Raw genomic sequence first — 16,587 nt, 5'->3', positions numbered from 1 at the left:
ACAGCCGAAAATCTTTATTTGGATCTCGGCTGTCGGAAGGAAAGGAATTTTGCAAAGGTATCGGGTTGTTTGTTGGAATCTTCAATGGCTCGCGGGCTACAAAGTTTTTTGGCAACGCAAGCTCCGTAGCGTGGGCTCTGTCCACGAAAATGGTTAACACATAAAGGTCGTCTGAAAACCCAATGCAGGTTTTCAGACGACCTTTGTGTTTGGACTGCGTATCGGTTTTGGTTGGCACGGTATCCGTAGCGTGGGTTCTACCCACGAAGCTGACTAGCGGACAGGTCGTCTGGAATCTTAAGTGCACGCTACAAAGTTTTTGGCAACGAGCGCCGTAGCGTGGATTTCGCCCACGAAAACAAATAGGCACAAAGGTCGTCTGAAAACTAAAAATTGCAGTACCTAAAAACTTTTAGGCTAGGGAACCCTCTATAAGCGTAGGCTGCTTGAAGATTCTGTCTTGCTGTTTTAAAATGAAGGATTGTTACGTTATATCAATTACAGAGAGAAAAACATGAAACATTGGAAACTCAGCGTCATCGCTGCATTAATGTCCGGCGCAGTTTACGCAGCACCGATGAACGTCGTTACCAGCTTCAGCATTTTGGGCGATGTTGCCAAACAAATCGGCGGCGACCGTGTTGCCGTGCAAAATTTGGTCGGTGCCAACCAAGACACCCACGCCTACCACATGACCAGCGGCGACATCAAAAAAATCCGCGGTGCGAAATTAGTCCTGCTCAATGGCTTGGGCTTGGAAGCGGCTGACGTGCAGCGCGCCGTCAAACAAAGCAAAGTCCCCTTCGCCGAAGCAGCCAAAGGCATACAGGCGCTTAAAGCCGAAGAAGGCGAACATCATCACGACCACGAAGGCCACCACCACGACCACGGCGAATTTGACCCGCACGTCTGGAACGACCCCGTCTTGATGACGACCTACGCCCAAAACGTCGCCAACGCCCTGATTCAGGCAGACCCCGAAGGTAAAACCTATTACCAACAACGCTTGGGCAACTACCAAGTGCAGCTGAAAAAACTGCACAGCGACGCTCAAGCCGCGTTTAACGCCGTTCCCGCCGCCAAGCGCAAAGTCCTGACCGGACACGATGCTTTCTCATACATGGGCAAACGCTACAATATCGAGTTCATCGCCCCGCAAGGCGTGAGCAGCGAAGCCGAGCCGTCCGCCAAACAAGTCGCTTCCATCATCCGCCAAATCAAACGCGAAGGCATCAAAGCCGTGTTCACCGAAAACATCAAAGACACGCGCATGGTTGACCGCATCGCCAAAGAAACCGGCGTCAACGTCAGTGGCAAACTCTACTCCGACGCACTCGGTGGCGCACCTGCCAATACTTACATCGGCATGTACCGCTACAACGTCAAAGCCTTGACTGATGCGATGAAGAAATAAAACCGCTTGATTGGTTTGAATTGAAAAAGTCAAAAGGTCGTCTGAAAACGAAAATATGGTTTTCAGACGACCTTTTGTTTATAAGCCGCTTCAAACGGCATTTTACGCAAAAATAAAACCTTCATAGAAAAAAAATCAGATTTTAAGGCGTCATCAAAAATATCATTTAGACAAACTACACTAAATTTCATTAATATCCGCAAAATTTAATTTAAAACAATAAAACAACAATATGAAAAATATTCTTATTTCATTCGTTATTTTTTCTCCGTTGGTTGTCCGCGCCAACCTGCCTTTGAATATCGAAGACATCATGACGGACAAGGGCAAATTGAAACTCGACGCTTCCGTTACCTATATCAACAGCGAAAGCAGCCGTTCCGAACTTGCTGCGCCAATTTACATTCAGACCGGCTCCGCTTTCTTTATCCCCGTCCCGACCGAAATTCAGGAAAACGGCAGCAACAGCGATATGCTCGTCGGTACGCTCGGCCTGCGCTACGGTTTGACCGGAAACACCGAAATCTACGGCAGCGGCAGCTACTTGTGGCGTGAAGACCGACAATTCGACGGCGAAAGCAGCAAAACCCGCGACAAGCACCTCTCCGACGTATCCCTCGGCATCAGCCATACCTTCCTCAAAGACGACAAAAATCCCGCCCTTATCGGCTTTCTCGAAGGCACGCTTTACGAAAAATCACGCGGCAAAGCCCTGTCAGGTAAATCATGGCTGATTGGCGCGACCACCTACAAAGCCATCGACCCCGTCGTCCTCGCCCTGACTGCCGCCTACCGCATCAACGGCAGCAAAACCCTTTCAGACGACGTCAAATACAAAGCAGGCAACTACTGGATGCTGAATCCCAATATATCCTTCGCCGCCAACGACAGAATCAGCCTCACGGGCGGCATCCAATGGCTGGGCAAGCAGCCCGACCGACTGGACGGCAAAAAAGAATCCGCAAGGAATACATCTACCTACGCCCATCTCGGCGCAGGCCTCGGCTTCTCCAAAGCCACGTCTTTAAACGCATCCGCACGCTTCAATATTTCAGGGCAGAGTAGCTCCGAACTGAAATTGGGCGTACAGCATACGTTTTAAGCAGGCTTTGATTTTCCAACCTTGTAAAAAAAGGACTTTTATGAAAAAACAAATTACCGCAGCCATGATGATTCTGACGATGATTGCCGCTCCCGCAATGGCAAACAGCATGGATAATCAGGCATTTGAAAACCAAGTGTTCCACACGCAGGCAGATACGCCTATGCAGTTGGCGGAGCTTTCTCAGAAGGAAATGAAGGAGACTGAGGGGGCTTGGGTTGCTCTTGCATGGCGGGGAGTTACTGTAATGTCGCGTGGTTTTACTCATATAATTAAAGGAAGTAAATTATCTCAGGGGCAGGCAGTTAATGTGTTACGTAATGGTGGTAATGTAATTACTAATAATCAGAGATATTCAGCAAAACTGGCGCAAAATGCATGGGGTAAAAATAATGTGATTCGTCATGATGCTCATGGTACTCATAAAAGTTATATGCCACATTATCAACATAAAAGTTCGAAAGTTACAGGTCATACCTTTTATCGTAAATAGTTAAATAGTCTGGCTTAATTTTTATTAAGCCAGATTTGGAATAGTTGTTATGTCTTCTGCAATAATTGTTAATTTCGATAAACCAACAGATACAGAGCTTCTAGGTTTTTCGAAATATAATGAACACACTTTGTTTCATATTGGGTATAAGAATTTTTCCCTATATGAATGGATATATACTTCTTCAGAGGGAGAAGGAATATATCCTGAAATTTTTTCTAATAAGCGTGGTTATCTCGAATTTATCAAAAAAAATAAAAAGAACCTAAATTTAAATCATTTTAGGCTTTGTGAAGAATTATTAAAAAGATTAAGGGGGATTCCCCAAGATTTTTTCCTGTATGTAGGGGATATGAGTGATATGAATAAATTAGAGATGCTTCCAAAAAGTTTATTGTCTTTAAATGAGATAACAGATAAAACCTTGTTAAGAGAAGATGTTGTTTACCGTATTAGTAAGTAGTTAGGTTTTATTTTTATTAAGTGATTTGAGGTTTTCGGTAAGTATAGATATAAGGTTGAGTTATAACCAAACATTCATGTGATTCAACGGTTTTGTTGGGCTTGGCAACTCGACCTGCGCTTGCTGAAATTGGGCGTACAGTTATACTTTTAAGCGGGCTTTGATTTTCTAACCTGTAAACAACAAGAGAATTTCTTCGCCCTTGGGAATCAAAATCTACGGACAGATCATGGAAAAACTGCTTCTAACCCCTCCTTTTTTTCTATTTGAAGATGTGTCTTTGGATATATTTCAAGGATTGTCGGAATTGGAAAAGAAAATAGAGCCGCAGGATTTGATGGATGATGTTTACCGTGCTTTTGATTCGGTTGGAAATATTCTGAATTTCCGTATAGTAGAAAAAGAGCAAAAAGGGTTTTGGGTAAGTACCAAAATCAAAACAGTTGTATTTGATTCGGCGGATATGTCTTCCGATGATCTTTTTCTGAAATGCTTACAGTCTTCATATCAGGCTTATTTTGAAACTGAACCTGCCGGTTTAGATAAACGGCAGCTTATGGAAACGTTAATTCAAAAATGCGGATTCAGTTGTTGACGAAAAAATGGATTTTGAAATAACAGAATCTGGTTTCGACCATGTATGAGATAAAAAATTTCTTTCGGCTGTTTGATTGCCACATCGCAACCCTGCGAATTGCTGACAAAATCTTGGGGTGAAACTTTTTCTTTAATTATGAAGAAGATGGATTTATGGATTTATTTCAGATTTTGTGAGGGAAATATTTATACAATAAGGAAGAATGAAACTGAATCTTGTCTTACAGAAAGAGGAGGTGAATGGTTGAAACATATTTATGAATTTAATCGGGGAAGTTTTATTTTTTCTGATGTGCTTCTAAAAAAGAGAGAAAGCGAAGAGAATTTTGCAGAAATTGTTTTAAAATCAATAAAAAATAATAAAATTTTGACAGTTAAGGTACGGTCAGACTTGCATTTTGACTTAAGAAATATTTATCGTATTGAGATGTAATAATGCAATTGATATGTGCCGATTGGACAGGTATAGGAAATTTTATGAAAACCTTCGAAAAAACATGGTCTGCCCAATATCGGGATATAGAGATTGTGGTACACAATTTTTGGAATTTGGAGCGGACAGGGGCGGAAGTCTATATCAACGGAAGGCGGGTTTATCATAACGAAGCCGAGATGGCGTATGCTCCTTTGCATTCGCTGATGGGGGAATACCTGGAATTTGAAGAAAGCGGTACGAAAATTACCGTTGAAATCGGCAGCGCGTGGCATTTTTGCGGTATGGCTTGCCGTATTTCGATAAACGGAAAATATCATGCCGGAAATAGGATTGTCTGGTTTGCTAAGAAAGCCGGCATGTAAGAATAATTTTGCAAGAGGTCGCCTGAAAGCCTTTTCAGACGACCTCTTACATATATCTTTAGAAGGTATGATGATGTTTAAACGTATTTGTCTGTCAGTGCCTATTGCCGTTTCTTTATCCGGTCCTCTGAATGCTCCACCGATGTTTAACGATAATCCTGTTGTTTACGGAAAAATCAAAGTGCAAAGTTGGAAAGAGAGGCGCGATTTCAATATTGTGAAGCAGGATTTGGATTTTTCCTGCGGGGCGGCTTCGGTGGCGACGCTTTTGAACAATTTTTACGGGCAAAAGCTGACGGAAGAAGAAGTGTTGAAAAAGCTGGATAAGGAGCAGATGCGTGCGTCGTTTGAGGATATGCAGCGCATCATGCCTGATTTGGGTTTTGAGGCGAAAGGCTATGCCCTGTCTTTCGAGCAGCTTGCGCAGTTGAAAATTCCCGTCATCGTGTATCTGAAATACCGTAAGGACGATCATTTCTCGGTATTGCGCGGTATAGACGGCAATACGGTTTTGCTTGCCGACCCGTCGCTGGGTCATGTTTCCATGAGCAGAGCGCAGTTTTTGGATGCTTGGAAAACCCGTGAGGGAAATTTGGCAGGTAAGATTTTGGCGGTTGTGCCGAAAGGGGCGGATACTGGCGGGGATAAGGCGTTTTTCACACGCAGTCCGAAACGTCAGACGGAATTTGCGGTCGGGCAGGTAAAATGGCGGCGTGCTGATTGAAATTCCGGCAAAGGTCGTCTGAAAACCGAAAATATGGTTTTCAGACGACCTTTGTTGTATTTGGTAACTATATGTTCCCGTTGTATAATCGCGGGTTTTCAATTCAATAATAAACATACAGGAACCGCCATGACAGAATCCATCACCCGCGACAGTATGCAGTACGATGTCGTGATTGTCGGCGCAGGCCCGTCGGGTTTGTCCGCCGCCATCAAACTCAAGCAGCTTGCCGAAAAAAACGGGAGCGAAATCAGCGTTTGCGTGGTGGAGAAGGGGTCTGAGGCGGGCGCGCATTCGCTGGCGGGTGCGGTCATCGATCCGATTGCGCTGAATGAGCTGATTCCCGACTGGAAAGAAAAAGGCGCACCGCTGACGCGTGCGGTAACGCAGGACAAAGTGTTGTTCCTGACTGAGAAAAAGGCGTTCAATCTGCCGGTTACTCCTAATTTCGACAATCACGGCAACTACATCGTCAGCTTGGGCGAAGTCGTGCGCTGGTTGGCGGAGCAGGCGGAAAATATGGGCGTGGAAATCTATCCGGGCTTTGCCGCCGCCGAAGTGCTGTATCACGAAGACGGTTCGGTCAAAGGCATTGCGACCGGTAATATGGGCGTAGGCAAAGACGGCGAGCCGACCGACAGTTTCCAGCCAGGCATGGAGCTTTGGGCGCAGCAAACTTTGTTTGCCGAAGGTTGCCGCGGTTCGCTTTCCAAACAAGTTATCGAACGCTTCAAACTCGACCAAAACAGCCAGCCGCAAACTTACGGCTTGGGTATCAAGGAAGTTTGGGAAGTGTCGTCTGAAAAACATCAGCCCGGTTTGGTGATACACAGCGCGGGCTGGCCGCTGGACAGTCAAACCTACGGCGGCGCGTTTGTTTACCATTTCGACGACAACAAAGTCGCCGTCGGTTTTGTAGTCGGTTTGGACTATCAAAACCCTTATCTGTCGCCGTTTGAAGAGTTCCAACGTTTCAAAACTCATCCCGAAATCCGCAAAACCTTCGAAGGCGGCCGCCGCATTGCTTACGGCGCGCGTTCTCTGATTGAAGGCGGTCTGCAAAGCCTGCCGAAGCTCTCGTTCAAGGGCGGCGTTTTAATCGGCGATGCGGCGGGTTTCCTCAATATGCCGCGCATCAAAGGTATTCATACCGCGATGAAATCCGCCATGCTTGCCGCAGAAGCTGTGTTCCCCTTGTTGGAAAACCTTGAAGAAGTGGAGGGTTTCGACAGCGGCAAAGAGGCGGCGGATTATCAGCAACGTTTCGAACAAAGCTGGCTGTATCAAGAGCTTTACGCCGCGCGTAATGTCCGTCCGTCATTCAAATGGGGCGTTTACCTCGGCTCGCTTTATACCGGCATCGACCAGATGATTTTCAGAGGCAAGGCCCCGTGGACCTTGAAACATCACGGCAAAGACAACGAGCAGCTCAAAAAAGCCGCCGCGTGCAAGCCGATTGATTATCCGAAACCTGACGGCGTGTTGACTTTTGACCGCTTGAGCAGCGTCTTCCTCGCCAATCTCGCGCACGAAGAAAACCAGCCCGACCATCTGGTGCTGAAAAATCCGCAAACGATGATAGACGTGAACTACAAAGAATACGCCTCACCCGAAACGCGCTATTGTCCGGCCGGTGTCTATGAAATTGTTGAAGAAAACGGCAGCCCGCGCCTGCAAATCAATGCCGCCAACTGCGTGCACTGCAAAACGTGTGACATCAAAGACCCGACGCAAAACATCACTTGGATTTGTCCCGAAGGTGCAAGCGGACCGAATTACGGCGGGATGTAGGTTTCGGCGGTAACTTGAGCTAGGTCAGTAAACATTTGCCGCGCCGGATAAAGAAAGGTCGTCTGAAAATCTTGGTTTAAGGTTTTCAGACGACCTTTTTTATAGTTTGAAAATGTTAAAGAAGGGATAGGATTTTATCTGCTTAAAACGTAAAGGTCGTCTGAAAGAAAGGAGATGGGAATACAGAATTCACAGGTAAAACCCAAATCCTGAACCGTCCCCTTTTCAACTTTGGAAGATAAAGGAAATTTGTCAAACTGCTTTCGGCGACTTGGTTCATCAAAACAGTCTTTACTCCAACCTTCCAAAGTCTCTCCACCGATTTAATGAATGACGGTTTTCAGACGACCTCCGGGGTCGTCTGAAAACCGTACAAGCCTTACAGCAACACTTTCTCCACGCCGCCGTTGTTGGCTTTTTTTACAAACTCGTCCAGCCAGTTTTCGCCGAGGATGTGTTTCGCCATTTCGATGACGATATAGTCGGCGGGCATATCGTTATCGTCGGCGTAGCGGCTCAGTCCTTGCAGGCAGGCGGGGCAGGTGGTGAGCATTTTGACGGGTTCGCCCTGCGGCAGCTCTTTGAGGTTTTTCTCGATTTCTTCCTGTTTGCGGAATTTGACTTGGGTGGCGATGTCGGGGCGTTTGACGGCGAACATGCCGGATTCGCCGCAGCAGCGGTCGCTTAAGACGACTTTCTGCCCCATGAGGCTGCTTGCCATTTGGGTAGCGTTCATGGTTTTGATGGGCGTGTGGCAGGGGTCGTGGTAGAGGTATTGCTGACCTTTTACGCCGTTCAGTTTCACGCCTTTTTCGAGCAGGTATTCGTGGATGTCGATGATGCGGCAGCCGGGGAAGATTTCTTCGAAGCGGTATTTTTCGAGCTGGTCGTAGCAGGTGCCGCAACTGACGACGACGGTTTTGATGTCGAGGTAGTTGAGGGTGTTCGCCATGCGGTGGAAGGCGACGCGGTTGTTGGTGCTCATTTGTTCGGCTTTTGCCTTGTTTCCGCCCGCGTCTTGCGGATAGCCGCAACACATATAGCCGGGCGGCAAGACGGTTTGTACGCCGACGTGCCAGAGCATGGCTTGGACGGCGAGTCCGATTTGGCTGAACAAACGCTCGGAACCGCAGCCGGGGAAGTAGAACACGGCTTCTGCATCTTCGGGCGCGGCAGGGTTGCGGATGATGGGGATACTTTTGTCGTCTTCGATGCCGAGCATGGAACGCGGTGTTTTAGCGGGCACGCTTTTGGGCAAAGGACGGTTGATGAAGTGGATGATTTGTTCTTTGACCGGTGCGGTGCCGACGGTGGCTTTGGGTTCGGCTTTTTGTTTTTTGGTGCCGACGGGCAGGAGTTTGCCGATTTTGTAGGCAAAGTTCTGCGCGGGGAAGCCGGTCTGTATCATGGCGGCGCGCAGGGCTTTGATGGTTTTAGGGCCGGTGGCGTTCAAAAATGCCATGCCCATCGATGCGGCGGGCGCGAAGCGTTTGTGGCCGGAATCGGCAAGGTAGTTGCGGATGGCTACGGTAACGTCGCCGAAGTCGATGTTGACGGGGCAGGGTTTGACGCAGCGGTGGCACACGGTGCAGTGGTCGCCGATGTCCATGAGTTCTTCAAAGTGTTTGATGGAAACGCCGCGGCGGGTTTGCTCTTCGTATAAGAAGGCTTCGGTCAAGAGCCCCACGCCGAGGATTTTGTTGCGCGGGCTGTACAGCAGGTTGGCGCGCGGAACGTGGGTGGAGCAGACAGGTTTGCATTTGCCGCAACGCAGGCAGTCTTTGACGGAATCGGCGATGGTGCCGAGGTCTGATTTCTCCATAATCAGCGATTCCGCGCCCAACAGCTCGAAAGACGGCGTGTAGGCGTTGCGTAAGTCCGAACCTTTCATCAGTTTGTGACGGTTGAAGGTGTGTTTGGGATCGACTTGGTTTTTGTAGTCCCAAAACGGCTGCAAATCTTCATCGGTCAGAAATTCGAGCTTGGTGATGCCGATGCCGTGTTCGCCGGAAATCACGCCGCCGAGCGAGCGGGCGAGCTTCATAATGCGCTCGACCGAACGGTAGGCGGTCTGAAGCATTTGGGCGTCGTCTGAATTGACGGGGATGTTGGTGTGGACGTTGCCGTCGCCGGCGTGCATATGCAGGGCGACGAAGACTCTGCCGCGCACGGTTTTGGCGTGGATTTTGCCCAAGCCTTCGATGATTTTGGTGTCGGTTTTGCCGCTGAAGATTTCGGCGAGCGGTTTCATTACGTCTTCTTTGACGGACACGCGCAGGCGGAAATCGCGGAATGCGGTGAAACAGCTTTCGTCGTCTTTGGCCTCGGGCGCGGCGTGGACGGCTGCGCCGTAGCGGGCTTTGTAGTCGGCAAGCGGCGTGTCCAGATGGGCGAGCAACCAGTCCCAACGCTCTTTAACGGCGGAAACGTGAGCAAGGGCGTGTTTGCCGCGTTCGCCTAAAAGTTCGGCAGTCGGCAGGTCCGTGCCCATTTTGTCGATGGGGAGTTTGCCCGAAAGATATTGCTCCAACGCGGCGCACAAGGTGAGTTTGTTTTGGATGGAAAGCTCGATGTTGATGCGCTCGATACCGTCCGAATACTCGCCCAGCCGTTCCAGCGGAATCACCACGTCTTCGTTGATTTTAAAGGCGTTGGTGTGTTTGGCAATGGCGGCGGTGCGGCTGCGGTCTAGCCAGAAGGTTTTGCGCGCTTCGGGCGATACGGCGATAAAGCCTTCGCCGTCACGGGCGCGGGCGAGTTCGCAGATGTGTTCGGCGGCGGCCTCTACGGCGGCTTCGTCGTCTGAAACCACGTCCGCCAGCAAGACCATTTTCGGCCGCCCCTTGCCTGCCGCTTTGGTGGCGTAGCCGACGGCGCGGACATAACGCCAGTCCAAATGTTCCAAACCCGCCAGCCGCACGCTGTCGTGGGCGAGCAGGAAATCGCGGATTTCGACGATAGAAGGCGTGGCGGTGGCGACCGTGCCGAAAAACTCCATACACACGGTGCGCGTGTATTTCGGCATTTTGTGCAACACGAAGGCGACGCTGGTGATGATGCCGTCCGTACCTTCTTTCTGCACGCCGGGCAGGCCGCTCAAGAATTTGTCGGTAACGTCTTTGCCCAAACCGACTTTGCGGAATTTGTGGCCGGGAATTTCCAAGCGTTCGGTTTTAACGACATTGAGGCCGTCTGAATCCAGCGTGTGAACGTCAAAGACAGCGGTTTCTTCGTCGTGGATTTTGCCGAAATTGTGGCGCACGCGCTCGATGCGCAGCCATTCGCCCTGCGGGTTGACCATCTGCCAGTAGGCGAGGTTGTCCAACGCCGTCCCCCACAGCACGGCTTTTTTACCGCCTGCGTTCATCGCCACATTGCCGCCCACGCAGGACGCGTCGGCGGAAGTCGGATCGACGGCGAACACCAAACCCGCTTGATGCGCGGTTTCTTCTACCCGCCGCGTTACCACACCCGCGCCGCAATGGATAATCGGATGTTTGCCGTCCAAGCCCGCCAGTTCTACAAATTCGACGCCGCGATGCTTGTCGAGCTTTTCCGTATTGATGACTGCGCTCATCGCATCCAAAGGCACGGCGCCACCGGTATAACCCGTGCCGCCGCCGCGCGGGATAATGACCAAATCCAGCTCGATTAAGGCGCGCACCAAAGGCGCGACTTCCGCTTCCGTGTCGGGATTGACGACGACAAACGGATATTCGACGCGCCAGTCGGTCGCATCGGTAACATGCGTTACCCGCGCCAGCCCGTCAAACATAATATTGTGCGGCTTGGTGATTTTGCTCAAACGCTCCAAAATCTGCCGCCGCTTTTGGCGCGTTTCGTCAAAGCTGCCGTCAAAACGCTCGACCGCCTTTTCCGCCGCCGCCACCAATACATCGACTTGCGGATTGTCGTCGCGGCGTTTGCGGATTTCGTTCAACCGGTGGCGCATTTCCCGCACCAGCGCGGCACGGCGTTTCGGGTGCTCTAGCAAATCATCGACCAGATACGGATTGCGCACGACCACCCAAATATCGCCCAACACTTCAAACAACATCCGCGCCGAACGCCCCGTCCTGCGCTGTCCGCGCAAGTCCTGCAGAATCTGCCACGCCTCATCGCCCAACAGGCGGATGACGATTTCGCGGTCGGTGTAGGAAGTATAGTTGTAGGGAATTTCCCGAATACGCTGCGGGGCGGTAGTCGTGGTCATGGTGGCGGTGTGTCCGTATAATTATTGGTACGGCGAAAATGCGCAAAGCTGCGGCATGATTTCGCCGTATTTTTATGAAAAGGTCGTCTGAAAGCGCAGCTTCAACGAAATTAAAATGATTTTTAAAACAATCAGACAACTCGTTGGAAAAGCGATAATGTAGTTTAAATTCCGATGTTTTTCAACGGAAAAGGCGAAAAATGTTTCAATAGGAATAATTTTCAAAAAGGCAGATATTGTTGACAATTTAAAGGTAAAAAGACTTTTCAGACGACCTTCGCCGCCGCCGCGCTTGAGTTTTCCTGTAAAACAGTTATAATGACACTCTCTTACGGCGGGTCTCCCCGCATGGTAATTCGGAACACCGGGTCAGGGGCGGAAGCCAGCAGCCCACTCCGATGCGTCAGTGCCGGGGGTCTGGCTCGCCACCCTATTAGAAAACACCGAAGATGGATTGGTCTTCGGTGTTTTTGCTTTTGCAGAATCCGGGATTGGAAAAAGGTCGTCTGAAAATTTTCAGACGACCTTTTCGTTCATATCGATTTAAATATCTTCTTTAATCAGCGATTTGGACAATTCCTCCAACGGCACGCCTTTGGTTTCCGGCATCATCGTCATCACGAAGAAAAGTTGCAACACCATCATCGCCGTGAAGCAGACGAATACCCAGCCCGCCCCGATGCTGCCGAACAGGAACGGAATGGCGGCGGGAATGGCGGCGGCAAGCACCCAGTGGGTTGAGCTGCCCAACGCCTGACCTTGCGCACGAAGGTGGCTGGGGAAAATTTCAGAGATGAACACCCAAATCACCGTACCCTGACCGATGGCGTGTGCGGCGATAAAGAGGAAGAAAAAGAGCGGAACCGCCATGCCCTTCCAGCCGAGGAAGAAGGCAAGCGACACCAAACCGAGCGAAATGATGTAGCCGAACGAGCCGATATACATCAGTTGGCGGCGGCCGAATTTATCGATTAATGCCAAGCCGACGAAAGTGAAAATCAGGTTGACCAAACCCACGCCCACGCTGCCGCCCAATGCCGCGCTTTTTTCCAAACCGGCGATTTCAAAAATACGCGGTGCGTAGTAGAGGAAGGCGTTGATGCCCGACATTTGGTTGAAAAACGCAATCAGGAATGCCAGTAAAACAGGCAGGCGGTATTTTTTCAGCCACAGGCTTTCTTTTTTACCGCTGTCTTCGCGGGTGGAGGCGACCAATTCTTCAATGTCCGCATCAGGATTGACCAAGGCAAGCACTTTGCGCGCTTCGTCGATACGCCCTTTTATCACCAACCAGCGCGGCGAAAGCGGAATGCTCAACACCATGACCGTATAAATCAAGGCAGGGACGACTTGTACTCCCAGCATCCAACGCCAAGTGTTCTCGCCCAAATTCAGACCGGAGAAAATATAGTTGGAAAGATAGGCAATCAGGATACCGAAGACGATGTTGAATTGATACATCGCCACCAAGCGTCCGCGTTTTTCGGCAGGCGCGATTTCGGTAACGTAGGCAGGCGCGGCAATGGTCGATGCGCCGATGCCCAAGCCGCCGATGAAGCGGAAGAAGGCGAAGGAATAAGGGTCGTTGACCAAGGCAGAACCGAGCGCACCGACCACATACAACGCGCCGATGACAACCAGCGTTTTTTTACGCCCGAATTTATCGGTCGGTATGCTACCAAAGAGCGCACCGATAACCGTACCCCAAAGCGCGGATGACATAACGACCAAGCCGTGAAACCAATCCGGGCTTTTCCACAATTCCTGCAATGCCTGATCGGCACCGGAAATCACGACGGTATCGAAGCCGAACAGGAAACCCGCCAGCGCGACCGTAATGGACCATCTGAGAAGTTTTGACTGATTCATGAAGCGTCCTCACTTGATTGACAGTTAAGAAAACCCTACCCGCCGCGCTCCGTACAAACGGAAAGCGGAGCGGTAAAACTTCTGTTTTCAGCCGGTTTTAGTAACGTGCCATCAGGCAAGACGTGCGGGAGATTTTAGTTGGAAGAATAGAAAGGCGCGGCTTTCTGAAGAATGGTGTTATTGTTGAGAAGCATTTTTTATTGATAAAAGGCCGGGTCATTATGTTTTAAAACTCATAGGCTGGCAAGACGCTATCAGTGTCAAAATTGATTATTCACAAAGTTTGCACCGGAAAGGGATAGGATCGTCTGAAAACCAAAGCTTGGATTGAATAAGGTTTTTTGTTGAGGGGTGTTTCAGATGATGGTACAGCATTCGGTCAAAATATCGGGGCGATTCGAAAAATTTGCCTTCAGACGACCTTTACTTTACTTTGTTGCGTTACTACAATATTTTCATTTCGATATATCGGGTCGATTGCCTGCGTTTCCCGCAGATATATATCTCCCCGGGAGAACCATAAACAAACCCATCAGGAGCGCATCATGAACGCCTCGCAATTAATCAGCAGCCTGACTCAAACCGTCGGCGAAAAATACATCATCACCGACCCCGCGAAAACCGAACAATACCGCCAAGGCTACCGTTTCGGCGAGGGTAGGGCGTTGGCAGTGGTGCGCCCCGGAACCATTCTGGAAATGTGGAAAATTTTGCAGGCCTGCGTCGAAGCGGACGTGATTGTGATTACGCAGGCGGCAAATACCGGTTTGACAGGCGGCTCGACCCCCGACGGCAACGATTACGACCGCGACATCGTGATTGTGAACACCATGCGGATGAACATCATCCAAACCATCAACAACAACGAACAAGTCGTCTGCCTGCCCGGTTCAACCCTGAACCAGCTCGAATTGCTGCTGAAACCTTTGGGGCGCGAACCGCATTCGGTCATCGGTTCATCCTGCATCGGCGCGTCCGTCTTGGGCGGCGTGTGCAACAACTCCGGCGGCGCATTGGTGCAGCGCGGCCCGGCCTACACGGAAATGGCGCTGTTCGCCCAAATCAACGAAGAGGGCAAATTGGAGCTGGTCAACCATTTGGGCATAGATTTGGGCGACACGCCCGAAGAAATCCTGACCAATCTTCAAGGCCATCATTATCAAAGAAAAGACATCATGCAAGACGCGGGCAAAGGACACGACCACGCCTATTGCGACCATGTGCGCCAAGTGGACGAGCCCACCGCCGCGCGTTTCAATGCCGACCCCGCGCGCCATTACGAAGCGTCCGGTTGCGCGGGCAAACTGATGGTTTTTGCCGTCCGTTTGGACACCTTCCCGCAAGAGAAGCAAACTGCCGTGTTCTACATCGGCACCAACGACATCAATGAACTGACCGACATCCGCCGCGCCGCCTTGGGCGAATTTGAAAGCCTGCCCGTTTCGGGCGAATACATTCATCGCGACGCTTTCGATATTGCCGATGTGTACGGCAAAGACACGTTCTACGTCATCAAAAAATTCGGTACACACCAACTGCCGAAATTATTTGATTTTAAAGCCAAAGTTGACCGCTTCAGCAAAAAAGTCAGCTTTCTGCCCAAACATTTTTCCGACAAGGTCATGCAGTTCGTCAGCAAATACTTGCCTGACCACCTGCCCAAATCCATGCGCGATTACCGCGACAAATACGAACACCATCTGATTCTGAAAATGGGCGGAAAAGGCGTCGATGAAGCGCGCGCGTTTTTGAAAGAGTATTTTGCACACCACGGCGGCGCGTTTTTCGAATGCAACGCCGAAGAAACCCAAGCCGCCATGCTGCACCGCTTTGCCGTCGCTTCCGCCGCCATCCGCTACCGCGCCGTGCATGACGACGAAGTGGAAGACTTGGTCGCGCTGGACATCGCCCTGCGCCGCGACGACCGCGACTGGTTTGAAAAACTACCGTCGGAAATCGACAATAAAATCATCCACAAGCTCTACTACGGACATTTTATGTGCCACGTTTTCCATCAGGATTACATCATCAAAAAAGGCAACGACTGCATGGCATTGGAGCATGAAATGCTTCATCTCTTAGACCAACGCGGCGCACAATATCCCGCCGAACACAACGTCGGTCATTTATACGAAGCGAAACCCGCGCTCAAGCAGTTCTACCGCAAACTCGACCCGACCAACAGTTTCAATCCGGGCATAGGTAAGACCAGTAAGAAGAAAAACTGGGCTGAATGATAAGGTTAGGATTGGATAAGTGAATGAAAGGTCGTCTGAAAACTGTATTCGGTTTTCAGACGACCTTTTTTGATTTTTTTTTCCATTTATACCTATTTTTTAAAACTATCGATGTAATTAAATAATTATATAAATCTAATCAATTTCTTGGCTGTTTATAACTATTGGTTTTATCAAAATAATTATCAGGTCTTTCAACTTTGGGATTTGTTTCCCTACTATGCCCTCCATCTTTTGACAAATCGCAAATAAAAAGGAAACCAATATGGCACGCTTAACCGTACACACCGTCGAAACCGCTCCCGAAGCAGCAAAACCCCGCGTCGAAGCCGCGCTGAAAAACAACGGCTTCATCCCCAATCTCATCGGCGTGCTGGCCAACGCGCCCGAAGCGTTGGCGTTCTATCAAGAAGTCGGCAAACTGAACGCCGCCAACAGCCTGACTCCCGGTGAAGTCGAAGTCATCCAAATCATCGCCGCCCGTACCAATGAGTGCGGTTTCTGCGTGGCAGGCCACACCAAGCTGGCAACCCTGAAAAAACTCCTGTCCGAGCAATCCATCAAAGCCGCGCGCGCATTGGCGGCAGGCGAGTTTGACGATGCCAAACTGGGCGCGCTCGCTGCGTTCACCCAAGCCGTGATGGCGAAAAAAGGCGCGGTATCCGATGCCGAACTCAAAGCCTTCTTCGACGCAGGCTACAACCAGCAGCAGGCTGTCGAAGTCGTAATGGGCGTTGCCTTGGCGACTTTGTGCAACTACGTCAACAACGTCGCGCAAACAGAAATCAACCCTGAATTGCAGGCGTTCGCCTGATTCTGACCCAAGGTCGTCTGAAAAGCGGCGGCAAAACTATTTGCCCGTTTTCAGACGACCTTTTTCAAAAAT

At 50.0% G+C, this 16,587-nt stretch carries 13 protein-coding genes, 1 other RNA gene and 2 pseudogenes; 13 read left to right on the top strand and 3 right to left on the bottom strand.

Features of this window, described 5'->3' with window-relative positions; all coding sequences use genetic code 11:
- Positions 1-514 precede the first annotated feature (514 nt).
- Entirely contained in the window at positions 515-1,414 is a 900-nt protein-coding gene (locus NM96_06675) for an ABC transporter substrate-binding protein (protein ID AVR79052.1), read from the top strand.
- Here the strand turns inward: NM96_06675 and NM96_06670 are convergent.
- Positions 1,383-1,605: pseudogene (locus NM96_06670) on the bottom strand (hypothetical protein). The gene NM96_06675 and the pseudogene NM96_06670 overlap by 32 nt on opposite strands.
- Positions 1,606-1,646: 41 nt before the next feature.
- Here NM96_06670 and NM96_06665 point away from each other — a divergent pair.
- From NM96_06665 to NM96_06625, 9 genes and pseudogenes are all read left to right on the top strand, one after another.
- Positions 1,647-2,516 carry a meta-pathway of phenol degradation family protein gene (locus tag NM96_06665; protein AVR79051.1) on the top strand — a complete coding sequence of 290 codons (870 nt, stop codon included), beginning with the start codon at positions 1,647-1,649 and terminating at the stop codon, positions 2,514-2,516.
- 40 nt (positions 2,517-2,556) lie between these two features.
- The gene (locus NM96_06660; GenBank protein AVR79050.1) at positions 2,557-3,009 is read left to right on the top strand and encodes a hypothetical protein; all 453 of its coding nucleotides are present in this window, start codon (positions 2,557-2,559) and stop codon (positions 3,007-3,009) included.
- Positions 3,010-3,058: 49 nt separating this feature from the next.
- Positions 3,059-3,472 (top strand): hypothetical protein, encoded by a 414-nt coding sequence (locus NM96_06655; protein ID AVR79049.1) that lies wholly within the window; start codon positions 3,059-3,061, stop codon positions 3,470-3,472.
- A gap of 229 nt (positions 3,473-3,701) precedes the next feature.
- Positions 3,702-4,067: a hypothetical protein gene (locus NM96_06650; GenBank protein AVR79048.1), complete on the top strand. Its 366-nt coding sequence runs from the start codon at positions 3,702-3,704 to the stop codon at positions 4,065-4,067.
- Positions 4,068-4,124: 57 nt separating this feature from the next.
- On the top strand, positions 4,125-4,502 hold the full coding sequence (locus NM96_06645) for a hypothetical protein (protein AVR79047.1): 378 nt from the start codon (positions 4,125-4,127) through the stop codon (positions 4,500-4,502).
- A gap of 2 nt (positions 4,503-4,504) precedes the next feature.
- Positions 4,505-4,687 (top strand): annotated as a pseudogene (locus NM96_06640) (hypothetical protein).
- Between the two features lie 21 nt (positions 4,688-4,708).
- On the top strand, positions 4,709-4,867 hold the full coding sequence (locus NM96_06635; GenBank protein AVR80291.1) for a hypothetical protein: 159 nt from the start codon (positions 4,709-4,711) through the stop codon (positions 4,865-4,867).
- A 142-nt stretch (positions 4,868-5,009) separates the two neighbouring features.
- On the top strand, positions 5,010-5,591 hold the full coding sequence (locus NM96_06630) for a peptidase C39 (GenBank protein AVR80290.1): 582 nt from the start codon (positions 5,010-5,012) through the stop codon (positions 5,589-5,591).
- A 129-nt stretch (positions 5,592-5,720) separates the two neighbouring features.
- Positions 5,721-7,382 carry an electron transfer flavoprotein-ubiquinone oxidoreductase gene (locus NM96_06625; protein ID AVR79046.1) on the top strand — a complete coding sequence of 554 codons (1,662 nt, stop codon included), beginning with the start codon at positions 5,721-5,723 and terminating at the stop codon, positions 7,380-7,382.
- 379 nt (positions 7,383-7,761) lie between these two features.
- Here NM96_06625 and NM96_06620 read toward each other — a convergent pair whose 3' ends face one another.
- Positions 7,762-11,595, bottom strand: a complete 3,834-nt coding sequence (locus NM96_06620; GenBank protein ID AVR79045.1) for an FAD-linked oxidase — start codon at positions 11,593-11,595, stop codon at positions 7,762-7,764.
- Between the two features lie 333 nt (positions 11,596-11,928).
- On the opposite strand from NM96_06620, the gene ffs reads away from it, so the two are divergent.
- An RNA gene (ffs, locus tag NM96_06615) (signal recognition particle sRNA small type) lies at positions 11,929-12,025 on the top strand.
- A 113-nt stretch (positions 12,026-12,138) separates the two neighbouring features.
- Here ffs and NM96_06610 read toward each other — a convergent pair.
- Positions 12,139-13,464, bottom strand: a complete 1,326-nt coding sequence (locus NM96_06610) for an MFS transporter (protein AVR79044.1) — start codon at positions 13,462-13,464, stop codon at positions 12,139-12,141.
- Between the two features lie 545 nt (positions 13,465-14,009).
- On the opposite strand from NM96_06610, the gene NM96_06605 reads away from it, so the two are divergent.
- Together NM96_06605 and NM96_06600 are read left to right on the top strand one after the other, a co-directional pair.
- The gene (locus NM96_06605) at positions 14,010-15,701 is read left to right on the top strand and encodes a D-lactate dehydrogenase (protein AVR79043.1); all 1,692 of its coding nucleotides are present in this window, start codon (positions 14,010-14,012) and stop codon (positions 15,699-15,701) included.
- Between the two features lie 265 nt (positions 15,702-15,966).
- Positions 15,967-16,515 carry a carboxymuconolactone decarboxylase family protein gene (locus NM96_06600; protein ID AVR79042.1) on the top strand — a complete coding sequence of 183 codons (549 nt, stop codon included), beginning with the start codon at positions 15,967-15,969 and terminating at the stop codon, positions 16,513-16,515.
- The last annotated feature ends 72 nt before the right edge of the window (positions 16,516-16,587 follow it).

It is taken from the genome of Neisseria mucosa (assembly GCA_003028315.1).
Taxonomy (GTDB): Bacteria; Pseudomonadota; Gammaproteobacteria; order Burkholderiales; family Neisseriaceae; genus Neisseria; species Neisseria mucosa.
Note: the sequence above shows the minus strand (reverse complement) of the source record. Positions and strands in the feature narration are given on the sequence as shown.

Excerpts from the sequence above, each read along its gene's own strand:
- NM96_06675 (AVR79052.1), top strand. The coding sequence starts at position 515 with ATGAAACATTGGAAACTCAGCGTCATCGCTGCATTAATGTCCGGCGCA.
- NM96_06665 (AVR79051.1), top strand. The coding sequence starts at position 1,647 with ATGAAAAATATTCTTATTTCATTCGTTATTTTTTCTCCGTTGGTTGTC.
- NM96_06660 (AVR79050.1), top strand. The coding sequence starts at position 2,557 with ATGAAAAAACAAATTACCGCAGCCATGATGATTCTGACGATGATTGCC.
- NM96_06655 (AVR79049.1), top strand. The coding sequence starts at position 3,059 with ATGTCTTCTGCAATAATTGTTAATTTCGATAAACCAACAGATACAGAG.
- NM96_06650 (AVR79048.1), top strand. The coding sequence starts at position 3,702 with ATGGAAAAACTGCTTCTAACCCCTCCTTTTTTTCTATTTGAAGATGTG.
- NM96_06635 (AVR80291.1), top strand. The coding sequence starts at position 4,709 with ATGGGGGAATACCTGGAATTTGAAGAAAGCGGTACGAAAATTACCGTT.
- NM96_06630 (AVR80290.1), top strand. The coding sequence starts at position 5,010 with ATGTTTAACGATAATCCTGTTGTTTACGGAAAAATCAAAGTGCAAAGT.
- NM96_06625 (AVR79046.1), top strand. The coding sequence starts at position 5,721 with ATGACAGAATCCATCACCCGCGACAGTATGCAGTACGATGTCGTGATT.
- NM96_06620 (AVR79045.1), bottom strand. The coding sequence starts at position 11,595 with ATGACCACGACTACCGCCCCGCAGCGTATTCGGGAAATTCCCTACAAC.
- NM96_06610 (AVR79044.1), bottom strand. The coding sequence starts at position 13,464 with ATGAATCAGTCAAAACTTCTCAGATGGTCCATTACGGTCGCGCTGGCG.
- NM96_06605 (AVR79043.1), top strand. The coding sequence starts at position 14,010 with ATGAACGCCTCGCAATTAATCAGCAGCCTGACTCAAACCGTCGGCGAA.
- NM96_06600 (AVR79042.1), top strand. The coding sequence starts at position 15,967 with ATGGCACGCTTAACCGTACACACCGTCGAAACCGCTCCCGAAGCAGCA.